This is a genomic window from Pseudomonas sp. 02C 26, assembly GCF_002843585.1.
In the GTDB taxonomy this organism is placed as follows: domain Bacteria; phylum Pseudomonadota; class Gammaproteobacteria; order Pseudomonadales; family Pseudomonadaceae; genus Aquipseudomonas; species Aquipseudomonas shirazensis.
The window spans coordinates 1560237-1578059 of record NZ_CP025262.1 but is presented as its reverse complement, the minus strand read 5'-3'; the positions used below and the strand labels follow the sequence as shown (position 1 = coordinate 1578059).

Genomic DNA, 17823 nt, shown 5'->3' with positions numbered 1-17823 from the left:
TCCCTCGCCTTCGGCAATCAGTTCCTTGAGTAACCCCCCACGCCCGCCACGGCCCAAGGAGTACTCCAGTGCTGCGCTTGCTAACCCCGCTACTTCTCAGCCTGTTGCTGAGCACCTCACTCTACGCCGCTGACCCCGCGCCTGCCGAAGCTCCCGCCGAAGAACCTGCTCCGGTGTTGCAGGGTGGCTTGCTGGGTGCCCTGGCCGATGGCCTGGACAGTGCAGCCAAAGACCTCGACCTCGATGCCCATGTGTTGGACACCTGGCGCCTGCGCACCGACCGCGCCAGCAAAGAGGTGGAGCGCCTGGTCGACCGCCACTCGGGGCACGACGGCCTGCAACTGATCGGCGATTTTGTTCTGCTGACGATAGCCTGGGCCGCCAGTTTCTCGCTGCTCAGCCTGCTCGGCCGCTGGCTCGCCGCCCGCTGCGCGCGCACCGCCCTGCTGCAACGGCGCAAGCGCCTGCGTGGCTTGCTGAGGTACTTGCTGCCCTATACCTTGCCGGCCCTGGCGAGCTTGCCGCTGACGCTGTATGCCAGCCGCTTTCTCGACCCGTCGATTGCCCGCGCACTCGGCCTGAGCCTGGCCTACGCGACCAGCAGCGGCCTGTTCTCGACGTCGATCATCCTCTGCCTGATCACCCTGTTCGATGCAGGCCACAAACGCCCTGCCGTCGCCGTGATCAGGCAGATGGCACCGCGCGCGTTGTTCATGATCGGCTTTCTCGCGGCCTGGAGCGACGCGCTGACCAGCCCGCAGATCGCTCGCCAGGTCGGCGGCAATATCACCGCCAGCATCGCCGTGATCACCGGCCTGATCGCCACCTTCATCTTTGCCAGCCTGGTCCTGCGCCTGCGCCGGCCGGTGGGTCACCTGATCCGCAACCGCGACCTGCATGATCGCCTGCACCACCGCGCAGTGCAGGAGACCCTGCGGATCTTCTCCAAGCTGTGGTATCTGCCGATCCTGATGATGATTCTGGTCTCGGCGATCAACCTGATCGGTGCCGGCGAAGAGAGCCAGAAAGCCCTGCAGAATGCCCTGCTGACCACCGTGCTGCTGGTGGCCACGCTGTTCCTTAGCACCCTGCTGCAACACCTGCTGGCGTCACGCAAGGTTGATACGCAGCAGAAGGTCCGCCCCTACAAGGAGCTGCTACGCAGCCTCGCCCATGCGCTATTGCGCATCGCCATGGCGATTACCTTTATCGAGCTGCTCGGGCGCATCTGGGGTTTCTCGGTGATCGACTTTGCCCTGAGCAACCGCCTCGGCCAGGCCATCAGTAACTCGATTTCAAGTATCGGCCTGATCCTGCTGGTGACCTGGCTGCTGTGGGTGGTGCTCGACACCGCCATTCAAGAGGCGCTGAAGCCACCCGTCGGCAAGCGCAGCTCGCGCCAGCCCAGCACTCGCGTGCGCACCATCCTGCCGATGCTGCGCAATGCGGTGAAAGTTATCCTGGTAGTGATCTGCACCATCACCACCATGGCCAACCTGGGCATCAACGTTGCGCCGCTGCTGGCCGGTGCCGGGGTAATTGGCCTGGCCATCGGCTTTGGTTCGCAGCAGTTGGTGCAGGATGTGATCACCGGGCTGTTCATCCTGATCGAAGACACCATTTCGATCGGTGACTGGGTGGTGCTCGACTCCGGCCACGCCGGCACGGTCGAGAGCCTGACCATCCGCACCCTGCGCTTGCGCGACGGCAAGGGCTTCGTCCACTCGGTGCCGTTTGGCCAGATCAAGGCGGTTACCAACCAGTCGCGGCAGTTTGCCTATGCGTTCTTCTCGGTGCAGTTCACCTACGACAGTGACGTCGATCAGTCGCTGGCGTTGATTCACGAAGTGGGCAAGTCGATCAGCGAAGACCCACTGCTGCGGATCAACCTGCAAGGGCCGCTGCAGGTGTTCGGCGTCGACCGTATGGACCTCAACGGGTTCGTCCTGACCGCGCAGTTCCGAACCATTTCCGGTGGCCAGTACGCGGTCAGCCGGGCCTTCAACGAACGCCTGAAAAAGCGCGTCGATCAAACCGACAACGTTGCTTTCGCCCAGGTCTACCCGATGCCCGCCCAGGCCCGCGCATTGCCTGCCTGAACCCTGCCAAGCACTGTCGCCCTCGCTGTCGAGGGCGGCAGCTCATAGTTGGCGGAACACCAGCGCCTTCAAGCCACCCTCAGGATCAGCATCGGCAAACTCCGGCGGATTCTGCAGACGCTCGATGAACTGCAAGCCCGGCGCCTGTTCGGCCATACCCTGGATCAGGAAGTCCGAGCCAATCGCCGGGTCGTTGACACACGCCAGCACCGTGCCGCCTGCGCTGAGCAATTCGGGCAAGCGGCGCAGGATTTTCGCGTAGTCCTGGGTCAGCACAAAGCTGCCGCGCTGGAACGTCGGCGGGTCAATGATGATCAGGTCATACGGCCCGTACTTGCGCACTTTGCCCCATGACTTGAACAGTTCATGACCCAGAAACGCCACCTGGCCCACATCATGGCCATTGAGCCGATGGTTCTCGCGTCCACGCGACAGTGCCGACTTGGCCATGTCCAGATTGACCACCTGAGCAGCGCCGTTGGCGATTGCCGCCACCGAGAAACCGCAGGTATAGGCGAACAGATTGAGTACCCGCTTGCCAGCGGCGTGCTCACGCACCCAGCGCCGGCCATAGCGCATGTCCAGAAACAGACCGTTGTTCTGGCGCACGCCCAGATCGAGTAGGTAGGTCAGGCCGTCTTCGACCACCTCACGCTGCTGCACCGGCTCGCCGAGCAACCACTGGCCGGGGCTGTCGGGCAGGTAACGGTGTTGAATCAAAATCGCCTCGCCGGTCCACAGTGGGCGCTCGGCCAGTGCCCGCAGCATCGCCTCGAGCTCAGCCAGCTGGCCCTCGGGTGGCTCGCGGAACAACGCCACCAGCAACACCCCTTGCAGCCAGTCGACCGTGATCTGCTCAAGCCCTGCCCAGCAGCGGCCACGGCCATGGAACAGGCGCCGGGTTTCCAACGGAGCAGGGTCGAGAGCGGTGAGCAGGTGCTGCTCGAGGGTATCAATCACGGAGGTCATGGGCGCGTCGCTGAGGATCAAAAGAGGGCATTCTACCCGCTTCAACTGCGCTCAGTCGCATGGGCTTGGCGCCGCTTTGCCCGGGGCGCGAAACCACCAGCCTTGTTGCATGCCGGCCGCGGCCAGCAGAATCAACGCCACCCCCAGCCACTGCAACGGCGCCAGCCGATGGCCAAAGGCGAACCAGTCGACCAGGATCGCCGCAATCGGGTAGATGAACGACAGCGCGCCGGTCAATGCAGTCGGCAGACGTTGGATCGCGCTGTACAGCAGCACATACATCAGCCCGGTATGGACGATGCCCAGGGTCAGCAAACTGGCCAGCGCCGGCAGTTCAGCGGGCAACCCACCAAGCTTGACCCACGGCGCCAACAGGACGATGCCGGTGCTGACCTGGATCAGCGCGATCAAGTGCGGCGGCGTACCGCTCAGGCGCTTGATGATCAACGCCGCAACCGCATACAGCAACGCCGCCCCAAGGGCCAGGGCAATCCCCAGCAGATAGTCGCTGCCACTGCTCTGGCCGTTGCCGTGGGCACTGACGATGGCCAGCATGCCGACGAACGCCACCCCCAGCCAGCTCAGTTTGGCCAGGGTGATCTTCTCGCCGAGAAACACCGCAGCCAGGCCGACCAACAGAAACGGCTGTACGTTGTATACCGCAGTACCGATGGCAATCGACGCCCGCGAATACGAGGCGAACAGCAGCACCCAGTTACCGACGATGGCCACCCCGCTGACAATCGCCAGCAACACGGCGCCGCGGCTGATCACGCCGGACTTGAGCAGGCCCAGGCTCGCGCAGATCACCAGTAACGCCCCCGCGCCGAACACACAGCGCCAGAACACCACCTCCAGTACCGGTTGCCCGGACACCAGTACGAACCAGCCAATCGTCCCGGAAATAAGCATGGCGACGATCATTTCCAGCGAACCACGGCGCATTGAACTGTCCATCGGCCACCTCCGTTGATGATGGCAACAGTATGACGAAGGCTGGCTGCCGCCTTCCAGCGGATAACCAAGGCAAAAATCGCCATTCACCTTTACGATCAAGGCAAATCAGAAGCTTTGCCTAACGAGGTACTTATGACCGATGCCATCGACCAACTCCTGATCACCGCCCTGATGGAGGATTCGCGCCGCTCGCTCAAGGCGTTGGCGCAGATCAGCGGGCTTTCGGCGCCCAGCGTCAGCGAGCGGCTGCGCCGGCTGGAAGAGCGCGGCGTGCTCCGCGGTTACACCGTCGAGATCGACCCGCGCTGTTTCGGCTATCAGTTGCAGGCGATTGTGCGCATCCGCCCACTGCCCGGCCAACTGCAGGAAGTCGAGCGCCAGATCATCGCGATTGCCGAGTTCACCGAGTGCGACAAGGTGACCGGCGAGGACTGCTTTATCGCCCGCCTGCATGTGCGCTCGATGGAGCAACTGGACAGCTTGCTCGACCGCATCAATGTCCTGGCCGAAACCAACACCGCGATCATCAAGAAGAGCCCGGTGAAACGCCGCCTGCCGCCGATGGCCGAGTGAGCGGCTTTCCTGCAGACCGGCACGGCCAGATTGTGCTGCTTATTTTTTGTACACAGGATTGTCACCTAAGGTGCCATTTTTGTGTGCACTTCTGGGAAGCACAGCACCAAGACGTTACATGCGCGGCGCGAGATAATTTGACCGATTGATCAGTAAAGTAAGTTGGTAAAAAATTTAACTTGTTCAATCGGTCAACTTATAAACAAATAAATTCAGTAAGTTATAGATTTAAATAAAGAGTTCACGGAACAGTAAATTGTGAACTTGCACACCCGATGGCATGGAACTGGCTTTGCTGTGCTTGTGTTTTGTATACAACTTGAACAAAACCTAAATACACAACAACGCGCAGCGCCTGCCCCAAGCAGGCCGCAGCCTCCAGAACCTAGTGATGTCAAGGTTCAGCCGTGACCAGACGAGACCGTGCACTCTCGCCCCTCACTGCAACCTGCGCATCAGGAGCCGCCGGAATGAGTAGCAGCCTCGACCTTGCCCCTGAACTATCCGTCGCCAGCACCGCCCAGCCGTCAACCTTGACCGGCGCATCGCCGGCCCTCGAACTCAGCCCGCGCCTGCACAACCGCGACCTCGCGCCGACCCGTCTCGAGGGCCGACGCTGGGGCGGTTACAGCATCTTCGCGCTGTGGACCAACGATGTGCACAACATCGCCAACTACTCGTTCGCCATGGGCCTGTTCGCGCTCGGCCTGGGTGGCTGGCAGATTCTCCTGTCGCTGGCGATCGGCGCAGTGCTGGTGTACTTCTTCATGAACCTGTCTGGCTACATGGGGCAGAAGACGGGTGTGCCCTTCCCGGTCATCAGCCGCATCGCCTTCGGCATCCACGGCGCACAGTTGCCGGCATTGATTCGCGCCGTGATCGCCATCGCCTGGTTCGGTATCCAGACCTATCTCGCCTCGGTGGTGCTGCGGGTATTGCTCACCGCCATCTGGCCGCAGGTGGCCGCATACGATCAAGACAGCATCCTTGGCCTGTCGAGCCTGGGCTGGGTGTGCTTCGTCGCGATCTGGCTGGTGCAGCTGGTGATCCTTGCCTACGGCATGGAAATGGTGCGCCGCTATGAAGGCTTCGCCGGCCCAGTGATTCTGCTGACAGTCGCGAGCCTGGCCGGTTGGATGTACTTCCAGGCCGACACACGCATCGCCTGGTCGGTGGCCGAGCCGCTGACCGGATACGAAATGTGGCGCAATATCTTTGCCGGTGGCGCCTTGTGGCTGGCGATCTACGGCACCCTGGTGCTGAACTTCTGCGACTTCGCCCGCTCATCGCCGTGCCGCAAGACCATCCGCGTCGGCAACTTCTGGGGGCTGCCGGTGAACATCCTGGTGTTCGCGGTGATCACCGTGGTGCTCAGCGGTGCACAGTTCAAGATCAACGGCCACATCATCGACAGCCCCACCCAGATCGTTGCGACCATCCCTAATACGCTGTTTCTGGTACTGGGTTGCCTGGCGTTCCTGATCGTCACCGTCGCGGTGAACATCATGGCCAACTTCGTCGCCCCGGCATTTGTCCTGAGCAACCTCGCCCCGCGCCACCTGAACTTCCGCCGCGCCGGCCTGATCAGCGCCACGCTGGCAGTACTGATCCTGCCGTGGAACCTCTACAACAGCCCACTGGTGATCGTCTACTTCCTGTCCGGCCTGGGCGCCCTGCTCGGCCCGCTGTACGGGGTGATCATGGCCGACTACTGGTTGCTGCGCAAAGGCCAGATCAACGTGCCTGAGCTGTACAGCGAGAACCCGGCTGGCGCCTATCACTACACCCGCGGCATCAACTGGCGGGCGATGGCGGCCTTCGCACCGGCGGCGCTGCTGGCCATCATCCTTGCGCTGGTACCCAACTTCCACGGCGTGGCGCCGTTCTCCTGGCTGATCGGTGCGGGCATCGCGGCTGCGCTGTACCTGCTGATTGCCCCGCGCAATCGCCAATACCACGACGTCAGCGGCGAGTGCATCGCCGTCGACCACAGCAGCCATTGATCAAGGAAGAATCTGCATGCGCATTCTTATCGTCAACGTCAACACTACCGCAGCCATCACCGAGGCTATTGCCGAGCAAGCCCGCAGCGTCGCCGCGCCAGGCACCGAGATCGTCGGTCTGACGCCGTACTTTGGCGCCGAGTCGGTGGAGGGCAATTTCGAAAGTTATCTGGCGGCCATCGCCGTGATGGACCGCGTGCTGGCTTACGACCAGCCCTATGATGCGGTGATCCAGGCAGGCTACGGCGAGCATGGCCGCGAGGGGCTGCAGGAGTTGCTCGATGTGCCAGTGGTAGACATCACCGACGCCGCCGCCAGCACCGCCATGTACCTCGGCCACGCCTACTCGGTGGTAACCACCCTGGACCGCACCGTACCGCTGATCGAAGATCGCCTGAAACTCTCCGGGCTGTATGACCGCTGCGCCTCGGTGCGCGCCAGCGGCCTGGCGGTGCTGGAGCTTGAAGAGAACCCGCAACGGGCGGTGGACGCCATCGTCGAACAGGCCGAGCGCGCTGTGCGCGAAGACAAAGCCGAGGTGATCTGCCTTGGTTGCGGCGGCATGGCCGGCCTCGACGAGCAGATTCGCCAGCGCACCGGGGTGCCGGTGGTGGATGGTGTCAGCGCTGCGGTAACCATTGCCGAGTCGCTGGTGCGGCTTGGCCTGAGCACCTCCAAGGTACGCACCTACGCGACCCCGCGGGTGAAAAAGGTCGTCGGCTGGCCAATGCGCCTGGGCCGCTGATCAGCCCTGCCCGGCTCAGGTCGGGCAGGCCTTGTTGCCACCATCCAGACCCTGACGCACGTTACGGCTGAGCATGCTCGCCTTGCCGTCGTGCCAGGTCAGGGTAATCACATACAAACTGTCGAAATCCTCGTTGCTCCAGTCCTCGGTGATGACTCGCTCGTCACCCAGGGCCTTGCCGGCCACGGCATTGATCAGATCAGGCAGGTAACCGTGCGACCAGGCGGTATAGACGGTGGCGTTGCGGTACTTGTCGGTCAGCAGCTCGTCGGCCAACTCGTCGTAGTCATTGGCGCCGAAGTCGATATTGACCGGCAGACCGAGGCGAATGGCGCTGGGGCTGATGGTCATCAGCGGGCGAATGTAGCTGTAGCGCTGGTCCTGGCTACCCTCTTCGACGTGCCGCGAGGGGTTGGCAGCGAAGACATAATCGGCATCGCCGAACCGCTCCGGCAGCACACTGGCCAACTCGATGGCCCGATTCAGACCCTGGCAATTCAGCTGGCCAAGACCTTCGCCAGGCTTCTCTGCGTGGCGCAGAAACACCAGAGTCTGGGTGCCATCGACCGGCTCTTCATGGTTGTGCACCATGGCATAGGTCAGGGGCACCAGGACTGCCGCAAACGCAGTGGCAAGGTAGAGATGACGGCGTCGCAAGGACTGCAGCAACTTCATGGCGATGGACTCATCCGACAAAAGAAGGAAGGCGTCCGTGCCTGCATTTCGTGATCACCTGCACAGGCTGGCGAGCCAGCCGTGCAAGCGGGACCATCTTGACCTAGAAATGTGAACGAAATTCATTCGCCGGGGCAAACTTGCCGGGTGAAGTTGTTACAGTTTCAGTCGTCGCGGGTCAGCACTTCGAGCAATTCGATCTCGAAGGTCAGGTCGGAATTGACCGGAATCGCGCCGACGCTGCGCTCGCCGTAGGCCAGGTGCGCCGGCACCTGCAGCTTGCGCTTGCCGCCGACACGCATGCCCATCAGGCCCTGATCCCAGCCTTTGATCACCCGGCCGCTGCCGATCACGCACTGGAACGGCTTACCGCGCGACCAGGACGAATCAAACTCGCTGCCATCGGCCAGCCAGCCGGTGTACTGGGTGGTGATCAATGCGCCCTTGACCACAGCCTTGCCGTCGCCTTCGAGCAGGTCGGTGATCTGTAATTCGTTGTTCATGAAGCTCCTTGGGAAAGCTGCGCTGCACTCAGATGAACACGCTGCCCTTGAGGTACAGCGCGCCGTGGCCGCTGATGATAACCCGGCCGTTGCCGAGCACCTCACAGTGCAACTGGCCTTTGCGCGCACCGCCCTGCTCGCAGCGCAGGCTGCTTTGCTCCAGACGCTGCGCCCAGTACGGTGCCAGCGAAGTGTGCGCCGACCCGGTCACCGGGTCTTCGTTGACGCCCACCCGAGGGCCGAACCAGCGGGTGACGAAGTCAAAACCGCGGCCCGGCGCAGTCACCGCAATACCGCGCACATCGAAGGCTGCCAACGCGACGAAGTCCGGACGCAGGGTCTCGATCAACGACACGTCGTCAATCGCCACCAGGTAGTCATCGCTGCGGTACACCTCACGTGCGCTGTCCAGACCGAGCGCCTCCAGCAAGCCTGGCGGGGTCGCTACCGGCTGCGGCTGCTTGGCCGGAAAGTCCATTTCCAGCCTGCCGTCAGCGCCACGGCTGACCCGCAGCTCGCCGCTGCGGGTGCTGAAGCGCAGCACCTCAGCCTGCTCGCCAAGTTGCTCGAACAACACCCAGGCCGAGGCCAGGGTGGCGTGCCCGCACAGGTCGACTTCCACCGCCGGGGTAAACCAACGCAGCTGGTAGCCGTCGCCGTGCTTGACGAAGTAGGCAGTCTCGGACAGGTTGTTCTCTTCGGCGATGCGCTGCAGGGTGGCATCGTCCAGCCACTGCTCCAGCGGGATCACTGCTGCCGCGTTACCGCCGAAAGGTTTGCTGGAAAAAGCGTCTACCTGAAAGATCTCGAGTTGCATGCAATAAGCTCCACTGTCCATGACTGGCCGGGTAAAAATTCAGCTGCGAACGGGGGTCAGCACCGGTTCGCCAGCAAAAAACGCCTGCAGATTGCGCAGCACCAGGGTCACCGTATCGCGTGCGGCCTCGGGCGACTGCCCGGCCACATGCGGGGTCAGCACGGTGTTGCCGAGTGCCTTGAAGGCGTCGGGTACGTTGGGTTCGTCGTCGAATACATCGAGTGCCGCGCCAGCGATCCAGCCCTGCTCCAGCGCCTCGAGCAAGGCGGCGCTGTCGACCACACTGGCGCGGGCGATATTGACCAGGTAGCCCTCTGCACCGAGTGCTTTGAGCACATCGGCGTCGACCAGATGCTGCGTCGCAGCGCCGCCGGGTGTAGCAATCACGAGGATGTCGACCGCCTCGGCCAGACGCAGTGGGCTGTCGTACCAAGTGTAGGCAAGCTCTTTACGAGGTGTACGGCTGTGGTAGCTGACCGGCATGTCGAAGCCCAGCGACGCGCGTTTGGCAATCGCCTGGCCAACAGCACCGAGGCCGATGATGCCCAGGCGCTTGCCCGACACCGACGGGCTGATCACCCGGTTCCACTCACCGCGGCGAGTGCTTGCGTCAGCGTTGGGGATATTGCGCAACAAGGCCAGCAGCAGGGCCAGGCTGTGATCGGCGACTGCTGCAGCGTTGGCGCCGGCGCCGTTGGTGACGGTGATGCCACGAGCTGCAGCGGCGGTCAGATCGACCTGTTCATAGCCGGCACCGATCACACAGATGATCTGCAAGTGTGGCAGCGCCTGAATCTCGCTGGCAGTCAGACCAAGTGGGCCGCGGGTGAGCACCGCGTCGATCTCATCGGCCTGCTGAGCGATGGCCGCAGCGCGCAGCTGCGCATTCGGCGCACGAATCAGTCGATAGCCCGCCTGCTCCAGCAGCGGCAGGTAATCGTCGACGGTTTCAACCAGTACCAGGACTGTCTTGCTCATGCACCCTCCGGCTCTATGCGAGGAGGGATTATGCGGGGTCAGGGGCAAGTACAGTCAATCGAAGAATTGCCCTTCAACTGTACTGTACCGGCCTTGGTAGAGAGGTGCTGCAGATGCTTAATGCGCGAAGGCGCGACCCAGGCCACCCGGCACACCGCTGCTGTCGGTTTCCTGCCATGGACCTTCCGGGCTCAGCGACCAGCTCCAGCCGCCGTCATAGCGGTAATAGGTGCGCTGACGGTAGAAGGTGTTGGGTTTTTTCTCCAGCACATACACGCCCATTTTCGGGTCCCAGTGGCTGGCACCACCTGGCGGTGGCGCGAAGCTGGCCGAAGTGCGCGGCATGGCCTTCGGTGCTGCGGTTGGCTTGCTCGGCTGCGTACCCGGCTTGCTACCCGGCAATGGCGTGACCGCCGGCCCTTGGCGCGGCGGCACGCCTTCGACCGGTGGCAGCGGCTGCTGGACCGGCTCGCGCACCGTACACGCAGACAGACCCAGGGCCAGGGTGATCAGGGTCAAGCGGACGGCATGCTTCATGGTGGGCTCTCTTATTGGTCAGGGCTGTCGATTGTCAGGTGCTGAATGCCCGGCGTGCGATTGCTCATCGGCGCGCTCTGGCCGATCCATTCGCCTTGAGTCGGCTGGCCTGCGCGGGACACCCGTGCAACCAGTTGGACTTCGGCAAAATCGGACAGTTTCATCTGCGCCATCATGGCATCAGCGTCTGACAGTTCAACTTCGATCGGCAGCTGGCCCACCGTCACCCGCTTGGCCGCCAACGGCATCGGCGGGCCGCTTTTGGCGCGGGCGAAGATGAACACCGTGTCGCTCGGCTGAACCTTGCCCTGCAGCGCTGTGGCCAGCTCGACCCGTACCTGCAAGCGCGCGGGCGATACAGCTGGTGCGGCCGCTTTGCCTGGCGCGGCGCTGAGCTTGTCGGCGGCGCGATCGATACCGCCCTGCAACGCGGCGCGCGAGGCATCACCCTCAGGCAATTGCGCCAGCAGGCGCTGCCAGTAGTCGATGGCCTCCTGATAGCGTTCGCCTTCGAACGCGGCGATGCCGCGCAGGCCGAGGCTGGTGACTTCCTTGGGGTCAGCCTTGAGCGCTTCGTCGGTAAGCTCCTGCAGCTGTGCGCTCCATTGTTTGTCGGCAGCAAAGTACAGCGCCTGGGCCCACTGCCCGAGCAGCTCTGGCTGGCGACCAGCAAGGGCAACGGCACGCTCGAAGATCTGCGCCGCATCAGCCGGGCGCTGGTCAGCCATGTACGCACGACCGAGGAAGTACAGGCCTTCAGCTGAATCCGGCTGGGCCTGCACCGCGCGCTCGAGGCGGCTGGTCATCTCGTCCATGGTTTTCGGTGCCTGGGCAAACTCACGGGTCAGCTCGACCTTGTCCGCCGCACCAAAATGCAGATACAGCCCCACCGCCATCACCGGCACCAGCAACGCTGCCAACAGCGGTACCGCCCGCCCCAGATGACCCTGGCGCGGTTCGCCGGCGCCTTCGGTATCGGCCAGCAGTTCCCGCGCGGCTTCATCACGGCCGCTGGCCAGTTGCTCGGCATCGAGTACGCCGGCAGCCTGCTGCGCGCTCAGTTCGGCGACACGTTCCTGATACAGCGCCACGTTCAGGGCGGTACGGTCTTGTTCCTGCTGGCGGCCACGGCCACGCAGGATCGGGATCAGCAGAAAGCCGAGGGCGGCGAGCAACAACAGGCCCGCGCCAAGCCAGAATTCAGTCATGGGTAGCTTCTTTATCCAACAGTTTGGCGAGACGTTCGCGTTCTTCCACCGACAGCTGCGCGCTGCCGCTTGCCACCGGCTGCCGGCGCCGGCGGACAATCACCGCCAACATGACAAAGCCCCCCGCCAGCAGAATTGCCGGGCCGAACCAGAGCAGCCAGGTGCGCCCGCTCAAGGCCGGTTTGTAACGGACGAAGTCGCCATAGCGATCAACCATGAAGGCAACGATCTGCTGATTGCTCTGGCCTTCGCCGAGCATGCGGAAGATCTCCCGACGCAGGTCGGCGGCAATCGGCGCATTGGAGTCAGCGATGTCCTGGTTCTGACACTTGGGGCAGCGCAGCTCCTTGGTCAGTTGCTGATAGCGCTCGCGCTCGGCGTCGTCACGAAACTGATAGGTGTCGATCGCGGCCTTGGCCACGCTCACCAGGCTCAGGCCGAGCACGGCTGCTGCCAACCAGCGCTTCATGGCTTGGCCTCATCGACCAGGCCCTGGTACAGCGGCGCCAGCTGCTCGCGCCAGACCGTGGCATCGACGATGCCGACGTGCTTGTAGCGGATGATACCCTTGGCATCGATCAGAAAGGTCTCCGGCGCACCATACACACCAAGGTCCAGACCCAGAGTGCCCTGCTCGTCGCGGATATCCAGCTGATACGGATTGTGGAACTCGGCGAGCCACTTCAACGCCGCAGCGTTATCGTCCTTGTAGTTGACGCCATGGATGACCACGCCCTGCTCGGCCAGTTTGTTCAGGTAAGGATGCTCAACCTTGCACGACGGGCACCAGGTGGCCCACACGTTGACCAGCGCCGGCCGGCCGAGCAGGTCGGCCTGGGTCAGGCTGCGCTCGCCTTGGGTGGAGGCCAGCGAGAAGGCCGGGAATGGCTTGCCGATCATCGCCGACGGCAGCTCATCTGGCTTGAGGAACAAGCCCTTGTAGAGAAACACCGCCAGCAGTAGAAACACCGCCAACGGCAGGACCATCATCCAACGCTTCATGCAGTTGCTCCAGTCGCGCCGAGGGCTTCACGCACGCGGCTCTTGACCTTGACCCGGTAACGCCGGTCGAAGGCTGCCAGTAGCCCGCCCAGGCCGGTCAGCAGACCGCCCAGCCAGATCCAGCGAACATACGGTTTGATGTGCACGCGCACGGCCCAGGCGCCGTTTTCCAGCGGCTCGCCGAGGGCCACGTAGAGGTCGCGGGTGAAACCGGCATCGATCCCGGCCTCGGTCATCATCGACTGCTGCACGGTGTACAGACGCTTCTCGGGGTGCAGCACGCTGACCTCGCGACCGTCCTTGGAAACCCGCACGGTGCCACGGTCGGAGATGAAGTTTGGCCCTTCGAAGTGCTTGGCGCCTTCGAACAGGAAGTGATAGCCGCCAAGCTCGACCGTCTCGCCCGGCGCCATGCGCAGGTCGCGCTCGGCGCTGTTGTTGCTCGACAGCACCACGCCCAGGGCGCACACAGCCAGGCCCAGATGCGCGACCTGCATGCCCCAATAGCTGCGGGACAGGCCGCGCACGCCCTTGCCCAGGCCTTTGTGGCGGGTCTTGTCGAAGATGTCGCGCAGGCCGGCGAGCACTACCCACGCCGCCAGGGCAAAGGTCGCCAGCGCCGGCCAGTCGAAGTCATCGGCAATCAGCCCGGCAATCGGCGCCAGAATAGCGCTGCCAATCAATACCGGTGTGAGCATGCCCGCCAGCCATTTGCCCGGCGTGTCCTTCCAGCGCACCAGCACGCCGATCCCGAGCACCACCATCAGCAATGCCATCAACGGCAGGAACAGCGCATCGAAATACGGCGGGCCGACCGACAGTTTGGCCCCGGTCAGGGAATCGAGCACCAGCGGGTACAGCGTACCCAGCAGAATCATCGATGCAGCCACCACCAGCACCAGGTTGTTGGCCAGCAGCAAGGTTTCTCGCGACCACAGGGCAAAGCCGACCTGGCTTTTCACCACCGGCGCGCGCAGAGCGAACAGGGTCAGCGAGCCACCCACGACAAACAGCAGGAAGATCAGGATGAATACACCGCGCTCCGGGTCGGCGGCAAAGGCGTGCACCGACGTCAGCACGCCGGAGCGCACCAGGAAGGTGCCGAGCAGGCTCAACGAGAATGCGGCGATCGCCAGCAATACCGTCCAGCTCTTGAACACGCCGCGTTTTTCCGTGACGGCCAGCGAGTGGATCAGCGCGGTGCCCACCAGCCAGGGCATGAACGAGGCGTTTTCGACCGGGTCCCAGAACCACCAGCCGCCCCAACCAAGTTCGTAGTACGCCCACCACGAGCCCAAGGTGATACCGACCCCGAGGAACGCCCAGGCGACGATGGTCCATGGCCGCGACCAGCGCGCCCAGGCGGCATCCAGGCGGCCACCGAGCAAGGCGGCGATAGCGAAGGCGAAGGCCACCGAGAAGCCGACGTAGCCCATGTACAGCATTGGCGGATGGACGATCAGGCCAAAGTCCTGCAGCAGCGGGTTGAGGTCACGGCCGTTGCCCGGCACCTGCGGCAACAGGCGCTGGAACGGGTTGGAGGTGACGATCAGGAACGACAAGAAGCCCACGCTGATCATGCCCATCACCGCCAGTACGCGGGCGAGCATGACTTGTGGCAACTGGCGCGAGAACACCGACACGGCGAAGGTCCAGCCGCCCAGAATCAATGCCCACAGCAGCAACGAGCCTTCATGCGCGCCCCACACTGCGCTGAATTTGTAATACCACGGCAAAGCGGTATTGGAGTTGCTGGCAACGTACGCTACCGAGAAATTGTCGGTCATGAACGCATGGGTAAGGCAGCCGAACGCAAACACCAGAAAAGCGAACTGGCCCCAGGCGGCAGGTCGCGCCAGGCTCATCCACAGGCTGTCGCCGCGCCAGGCGCCGAGCAGCGGCACGCTGGCCTGAACCACGGCGAAACAGATCGCCAGGATCATCGCCAACTGACCCAGTTCGGGCACTATCAGGGCAGCATTCATGGCTTCTGCTCCGCGCCGCTGGCCGCCTGGCCGCCTTCCTTGAGTGCTTTGGTCACCTCAGGCGGCATGTACTTTTCATCGTGCTTGGCCAGCACTTCATCCGCCACCACCACGCCATCGGCATTGAGCTTGCCCAAGGCAACGATGCCCTGCCCTTCACGGAACAGGTCCGGCAGGATGCCGCGATAGGTGATCGGCACCGACTTGTTGAAGTCGGTGACCACAAAGCGCACGTCGAGCGAGTCAGCCGAGCGCTGCACCGAGCCCTTCTCGACCATGCCACCGGCGCGAATGCGCGTGTCCAGCGGCGCTTCGCCGGTGGCGATCTGGGTCGGGGTGTAGAACAGGTTGATGTTCTGCTGCAGGGCACTCAGGGCAAAGCCAACGGCGACGCCGACCCCGACCAGCAGGGCGCCGATGAGCAACAGGCGTTTCTTGCGCTGCGGATTCACTGATTGTTCTCCCGGCGCAGACGACGCGCCTCTTCTTGCAGATAACGACGGCGGGCCAACAGTGGTGCGGCGACATTGAGCGCCAGCACTGCCAGGCAGATGCCGTAGGCCGACCATACGTACAGGCCGTGGTGGCCCATGGCGAGAAACTCGCTGAACGAGGCAAAACTCACGATGCTGCCCTCCGCCCCAGGCTGTTCAGCACTTCTTCACGAACCCAGCTGGCGCGGGCCTCGCGCTTGAGCACCTCAAGGCGCATGCGCAGCAGCAGCACAGCGCCGAAGAAGCAGTAGAAGCCAAGCCCGGTGAGCAGCAGCGGCAGCCACATTTCTGCGGGCATCGCCGGCTTTTCGGTGAGGGTGAAAGTCGCGCCCTGGTGCAGGGTGTTCCACCACTCCACCGAATACTTGATGATCGGGATGTTGATCACGCCCACGATCGCCAGCACCGCACAAGCCTTGGCCGAGCTGTCACGATTACTGATCGCCTGGCCCAGCGCAATGATGCCGAAGTACAGAAAAAGCAGGATCAGCATCGACGTTAGGCGCGCATCCCAGACCCACCAGCTACCCCAGGTCGGCTTGCCCCAGATGGCCCCGGTGACCAGCGCCACGGCGGTCATCCAGGCGCCGATGGGCGCCGCGCACTGCAGGGCAACGTCGGCGATCTTCATCTTCCACACCAGCCCGACCACACCAGCCACCGCCAGCAGCACATAGCAGGACTGCGCGAGCATGGCCGCCGGCACATGGATATAGATGATGCGGAAGCTGTTGCCCTGCTGATAGTCCTGCGGCGCAAAGGCCAGGCCCCAGACCATGCCGACTGTCAGCAACAGCACAGCGGCCACCGTCAGCCAGGGCAGCATGCGCCCGCTGATGGCGTAGAACCATTTGGGCGAGCCGAGCTTGTGGAACCACGTCCAGCTTATTTTCATCAGGTACATCCGGTCTTGGCTGGGCCTTGAGCATTCTGCCGTAGGCCCAGATCTCGTTATTCGCCGACGCTGATCTTCAGGCCGGCCGCTATCGCAAAGGGTGCCAGGGTCACAGCCAGGGCAGTCAGGCTGGCCAGCCACAACAGGTGGCCAGTGGCGGGCATATTCTGCAACGCCGCTTGCAAGGCGCCACTGCCCAGGATCAATACTGGGATATACAACGGCAAAATCAGTAGCGCCAGTAACAAACCACCGCGTTTGAGGCCCACGGTCAGCGCCGCGCCCACTGCACCGAGCAGGCTCAGCACCGGCGTGCCCAGCAGCAGCGAGGCCAGCAGCACCGGCAGGCAGCTCGCCGGCAGGCCCAGCATCAGCGCCAGCAGCGGCGCCAACAATACCAGCGCCAGCCCGGAAAAGATCCAATGCGCCAGCACCTTGGCCAGCACCAACAACGCCAGTGGATGCGGCGACAGCACCCATTGCTCCAGCGAGCCGTCTTCAAAATCGCTGCGAAACAAGCCGTCCAACGACAGCAGTACCGCAAGCAGCGCGGCTACCCAGACCAGGCCAGGCGACAAGGTTTGCAACAATTGCGTCTCGGGGCCGACGGCAAGGGGGAACAACGCCACCACAATGGCGAAAAACACCAACGGGTTGGCCAGCTCGGCCGGGCGGCGGAACAGCAGGCGCGCTTCGCGGCGCAACAACAGGACGAATACACTCATGCGGCCCACTGCCCCACATTCAGTTCACGATAGCCGGCAGGCTTGAGCGTGAGACTGTGGTGCGTGGTCAACACCACTGTGCCGCCCGCCTCGCAGTGCGCGGCCAGGTGCGCTTCAAGCTGCGCAACGCCCTGTTTGTCGAGGGCGGTGAACGGCTCATCGAGAATCCACAGTGGCGGCCCGGCCAGGTACAGCCGCGCCAGCGCCACCCGCCGCTGCTGGCCGGCGGATAGGGTGTGGCAGGGCACATCTTCAAAACCGCGCAGGCCGACTGCGGCCAGGGCCTGCCAGATCGCCTCGACACTGGCCGGCTGATGCAGCGCGCAGAGCCAGGCGAGGTTCTCTTCGGCCGTGAGCAAATCCTTGATACCCGCCGCATGGCCGATCCACAGCAGGATGCTGGCCAGTGCCTGCGGCTGCTCGGCCAACGGCTGGCCATTGAGCTGGATCTGCCCGGCGGTGGGCTGCATCAGCCCGGCCAACAGCCGCAGCAGGCTGGTTTTGCCGCTGCCGTTGGGGCCGCTGATCTGCAGCATGTCGCCTGGGCCCAGCTGAAAATCCAGGTGTTCAAACAGCAGGCGCCAGTCGCGCTCGCACGCCAGGCCGGTGGCTCGAAGGTCAAGGGTCACGGTACCGCCTTATTCTGTGTGGAGCCTGA

At 63.4% G+C, this 17823-nt stretch carries 20 protein-coding genes; 4 read left to right on the top strand and 16 right to left on the bottom strand.

Annotation, left to right across the window (positions count from 1 at the left end):
* Positions 1-68: 68 nt before the first annotated feature.
* Positions 69-2099: a mechanosensitive ion channel family protein gene (locus CXQ80_RS07295; protein ID WP_101317950.1), complete on the top strand. Its 2031-nt coding sequence runs from the start codon at positions 69-71 to the stop codon at positions 2097-2099.
* A 42-nt stretch (positions 2100-2141) separates the two neighbouring features.
* Here the strand turns inward: CXQ80_RS07295 and CXQ80_RS07290 are convergent, their stop codons facing one another.
* Both CXQ80_RS07290 and CXQ80_RS07285 read right to left on the bottom strand, forming a co-directional pair.
* Entirely contained in the window at positions 2142-3068 is a 927-nt protein-coding gene (locus CXQ80_RS07290) for a class I SAM-dependent methyltransferase (RefSeq protein ID WP_101322972.1), read from the bottom strand.
* Positions 3069-3119: 51 nt separating this feature from the next.
* Entirely contained in the window at positions 3120-4025 is a 906-nt protein-coding gene (locus CXQ80_RS07285) for a DMT family transporter (RefSeq protein ID WP_101317948.1), read from the bottom strand.
* Between the two features lie 132 nt (positions 4026-4157).
* On the opposite strand from CXQ80_RS07285, the gene CXQ80_RS07280 reads away from it, so the two are divergent.
* The 3 genes from CXQ80_RS07280 to CXQ80_RS07270 all read left to right on the top strand — a co-directional run bounded on the left by CXQ80_RS07280 (position 4158) and on the right by CXQ80_RS07270 (position 7346).
* The gene (locus CXQ80_RS07280) at positions 4158-4598 is read left to right on the top strand and encodes an Lrp/AsnC family transcriptional regulator (RefSeq protein ID WP_101317946.1); all 441 of its coding nucleotides are present in this window, start codon (positions 4158-4160) and stop codon (positions 4596-4598) included.
* A gap of 470 nt (positions 4599-5068) precedes the next feature.
* Entirely contained in the window at positions 5069-6601 is a 1533-nt protein-coding gene (locus tag CXQ80_RS07275) for an NCS1 family nucleobase:cation symporter-1 (protein WP_101317944.1), read from the top strand.
* A 16-nt stretch (positions 6602-6617) separates the two neighbouring features.
* Positions 6618-7346: an aspartate/glutamate racemase family protein gene (locus CXQ80_RS07270; RefSeq protein ID WP_101317942.1), complete on the top strand. Its 729-nt coding sequence runs from the start codon at positions 6618-6620 to the stop codon at positions 7344-7346.
* Positions 7347-7361: 15 nt separating this feature from the next.
* Here CXQ80_RS07270 and CXQ80_RS07265 read toward each other — a convergent pair whose 3' ends face one another.
* The 14 genes from CXQ80_RS07265 to ccmA form a co-directional block, all read right to left on the bottom strand.
* Positions 7362-8021: a histidine phosphatase family protein gene (locus CXQ80_RS07265; RefSeq protein ID WP_101317940.1), complete on the bottom strand. Its 660-nt coding sequence runs from the start codon at positions 8019-8021 to the stop codon at positions 7362-7364.
* A gap of 164 nt (positions 8022-8185) precedes the next feature.
* Positions 8186-8524: an FKBP-type peptidyl-prolyl cis-trans isomerase gene (locus tag CXQ80_RS07260; RefSeq protein ID WP_101317938.1), complete on the bottom strand. Its 339-nt coding sequence runs from the start codon at positions 8522-8524 to the stop codon at positions 8186-8188.
* Positions 8525-8552: 28 nt separating this feature from the next.
* Positions 8553-9341, bottom strand: coding sequence for a PhzF family phenazine biosynthesis protein (locus CXQ80_RS07255; RefSeq protein WP_101317936.1), 789 nt, complete (start codon positions 9339-9341; stop codon positions 8553-8555).
* Between the two features lie 39 nt (positions 9342-9380).
* A complete protein-coding gene (locus tag CXQ80_RS07250; protein WP_101317934.1) occupies positions 9381-10319 on the bottom strand; it encodes a 2-hydroxyacid dehydrogenase in 939 nt (312 codons plus the stop codon).
* 117 nt (positions 10320-10436) lie between these two features.
* Positions 10437-10856 (bottom strand): hypothetical protein, encoded by a 420-nt coding sequence (locus CXQ80_RS07245; protein WP_101317932.1) that lies wholly within the window; start codon positions 10854-10856, stop codon positions 10437-10439.
* A gap of 11 nt (positions 10857-10867) precedes the next feature.
* Entirely contained in the window at positions 10868-12064 is a 1197-nt protein-coding gene (ccmI, locus tag CXQ80_RS07240) for a c-type cytochrome biogenesis protein CcmI (RefSeq protein WP_101317930.1), read from the bottom strand.
* Positions 12057-12533, bottom strand: coding sequence for a cytochrome c-type biogenesis protein (locus CXQ80_RS07235; RefSeq protein ID WP_101317928.1), 477 nt, complete (start codon positions 12531-12533; stop codon positions 12057-12059). The genes ccmI and CXQ80_RS07235 overlap by 8 nt, the downstream gene beginning before the upstream one ends.
* The gene (locus CXQ80_RS07230; RefSeq protein ID WP_101317926.1) at positions 12530-13066 is read right to left on the bottom strand and encodes a DsbE family thiol:disulfide interchange protein; all 537 of its coding nucleotides are present in this window, start codon (positions 13064-13066) and stop codon (positions 12530-12532) included. The genes CXQ80_RS07235 and CXQ80_RS07230 overlap by 4 nt, the downstream gene beginning before the upstream one ends.
* Positions 13063-15036 (bottom strand): heme lyase CcmF/NrfE family subunit, encoded by a 1974-nt coding sequence (locus CXQ80_RS07225; protein ID WP_178080824.1) that lies wholly within the window; start codon positions 15034-15036, stop codon positions 13063-13065. Before CXQ80_RS07225 ends, CXQ80_RS07230 begins: the two co-directional genes overlap by 4 nt.
* Before the next feature lie 11 nt (positions 15037-15047).
* The gene (gene ccmE / locus CXQ80_RS07220; protein ID WP_101317921.1) at positions 15048-15503 is read right to left on the bottom strand and encodes a cytochrome c maturation protein CcmE; all 456 of its coding nucleotides are present in this window, start codon (positions 15501-15503) and stop codon (positions 15048-15050) included.
* Positions 15500-15676: a heme exporter protein CcmD gene (gene ccmD / locus CXQ80_RS07215; RefSeq protein WP_101317919.1), complete on the bottom strand. Its 177-nt coding sequence runs from the start codon at positions 15674-15676 to the stop codon at positions 15500-15502. The genes ccmE and ccmD overlap by 4 nt, the downstream gene beginning before the upstream one ends.
* Positions 15673-16440, bottom strand: a complete 768-nt coding sequence (locus CXQ80_RS07210; protein ID WP_101317917.1) for a heme ABC transporter permease — start codon at positions 16438-16440, stop codon at positions 15673-15675. Before CXQ80_RS07210 ends, ccmD begins: the two co-directional genes overlap by 4 nt.
* 56 nt (positions 16441-16496) lie before the next feature.
* The gene (ccmB, locus tag CXQ80_RS07205) at positions 16497-17165 is read right to left on the bottom strand and encodes a heme exporter protein CcmB (RefSeq protein WP_101322971.1); all 669 of its coding nucleotides are present in this window, start codon (positions 17163-17165) and stop codon (positions 16497-16499) included.
* A complete protein-coding gene (ccmA, locus tag CXQ80_RS07200; RefSeq protein WP_101317915.1) occupies positions 17162-17794 on the bottom strand; it encodes a cytochrome c biogenesis heme-transporting ATPase CcmA in 633 nt (210 codons plus the stop codon). Before ccmA ends, ccmB begins: the two co-directional genes overlap by 4 nt.
* Between the last annotated feature and the right edge of the window lie 29 nt (positions 17795-17823).

What these genes read in the sequence shown, in the direction of transcription:
- CXQ80_RS07290 (WP_101322972.1), bottom strand. Translation starts at nt 3,068, where the DNA reads ATGACCTCCGTGATTGATACCCTCGAGCAGCACCTGCTCACCGCTCTC.
- CXQ80_RS07285 (WP_101317948.1), bottom strand. Translation starts at nt 4,025, where the DNA reads ATGGACAGTTCAATGCGCCGTGGTTCGCTGGAAATGATCGTCGCCATG.
- CXQ80_RS07280 (WP_101317946.1), top strand. Translation starts at nt 4,158, where the DNA reads ATGACCGATGCCATCGACCAACTCCTGATCACCGCCCTGATGGAGGAT.
- CXQ80_RS07275 (WP_101317944.1), top strand. Translation starts at nt 5,069, where the DNA reads ATGAGTAGCAGCCTCGACCTTGCCCCTGAACTATCCGTCGCCAGCACC.
- CXQ80_RS07270 (WP_101317942.1), top strand. Translation starts at nt 6,618, where the DNA reads ATGCGCATTCTTATCGTCAACGTCAACACTACCGCAGCCATCACCGAG.
- CXQ80_RS07265 (WP_101317940.1), bottom strand. Translation starts at nt 8,021, where the DNA reads ATGAAGTTGCTGCAGTCCTTGCGACGCCGTCATCTCTACCTTGCCACT.
- CXQ80_RS07260 (WP_101317938.1), bottom strand. Translation starts at nt 8,524, where the DNA reads ATGAACAACGAATTACAGATCACCGACCTGCTCGAAGGCGACGGCAAG.
- CXQ80_RS07255 (WP_101317936.1), bottom strand. Translation starts at nt 9,341, where the DNA reads ATGCAACTCGAGATCTTTCAGGTAGACGCTTTTTCCAGCAAACCTTTC.
- CXQ80_RS07250 (WP_101317934.1), bottom strand. Translation starts at nt 10,319, where the DNA reads ATGAGCAAGACAGTCCTGGTACTGGTTGAAACCGTCGACGATTACCTG.
- CXQ80_RS07245 (WP_101317932.1), bottom strand. Translation starts at nt 10,856, where the DNA reads ATGAAGCATGCCGTCCGCTTGACCCTGATCACCCTGGCCCTGGGTCTG.
- ccmI (WP_101317930.1), bottom strand. Translation starts at nt 12,064, where the DNA reads ATGACTGAATTCTGGCTTGGCGCGGGCCTGTTGTTGCTCGCCGCCCTC.
- CXQ80_RS07235 (WP_101317928.1), bottom strand. Translation starts at nt 12,533, where the DNA reads ATGAAGCGCTGGTTGGCAGCAGCCGTGCTCGGCCTGAGCCTGGTGAGC.
- CXQ80_RS07230 (WP_101317926.1), bottom strand. Translation starts at nt 13,066, where the DNA reads ATGAAGCGTTGGATGATGGTCCTGCCGTTGGCGGTGTTTCTACTGCTG.
- CXQ80_RS07210 (WP_101317917.1), bottom strand. Translation starts at nt 16,440, where the DNA reads ATGAAAATAAGCTGGACGTGGTTCCACAAGCTCGGCTCGCCCAAATGG.
- ccmB (WP_101322971.1), bottom strand. Translation starts at nt 17,165, where the DNA reads ATGAGTGTATTCGTCCTGTTGTTGCGCCGCGAAGCGCGCCTGCTGTTC.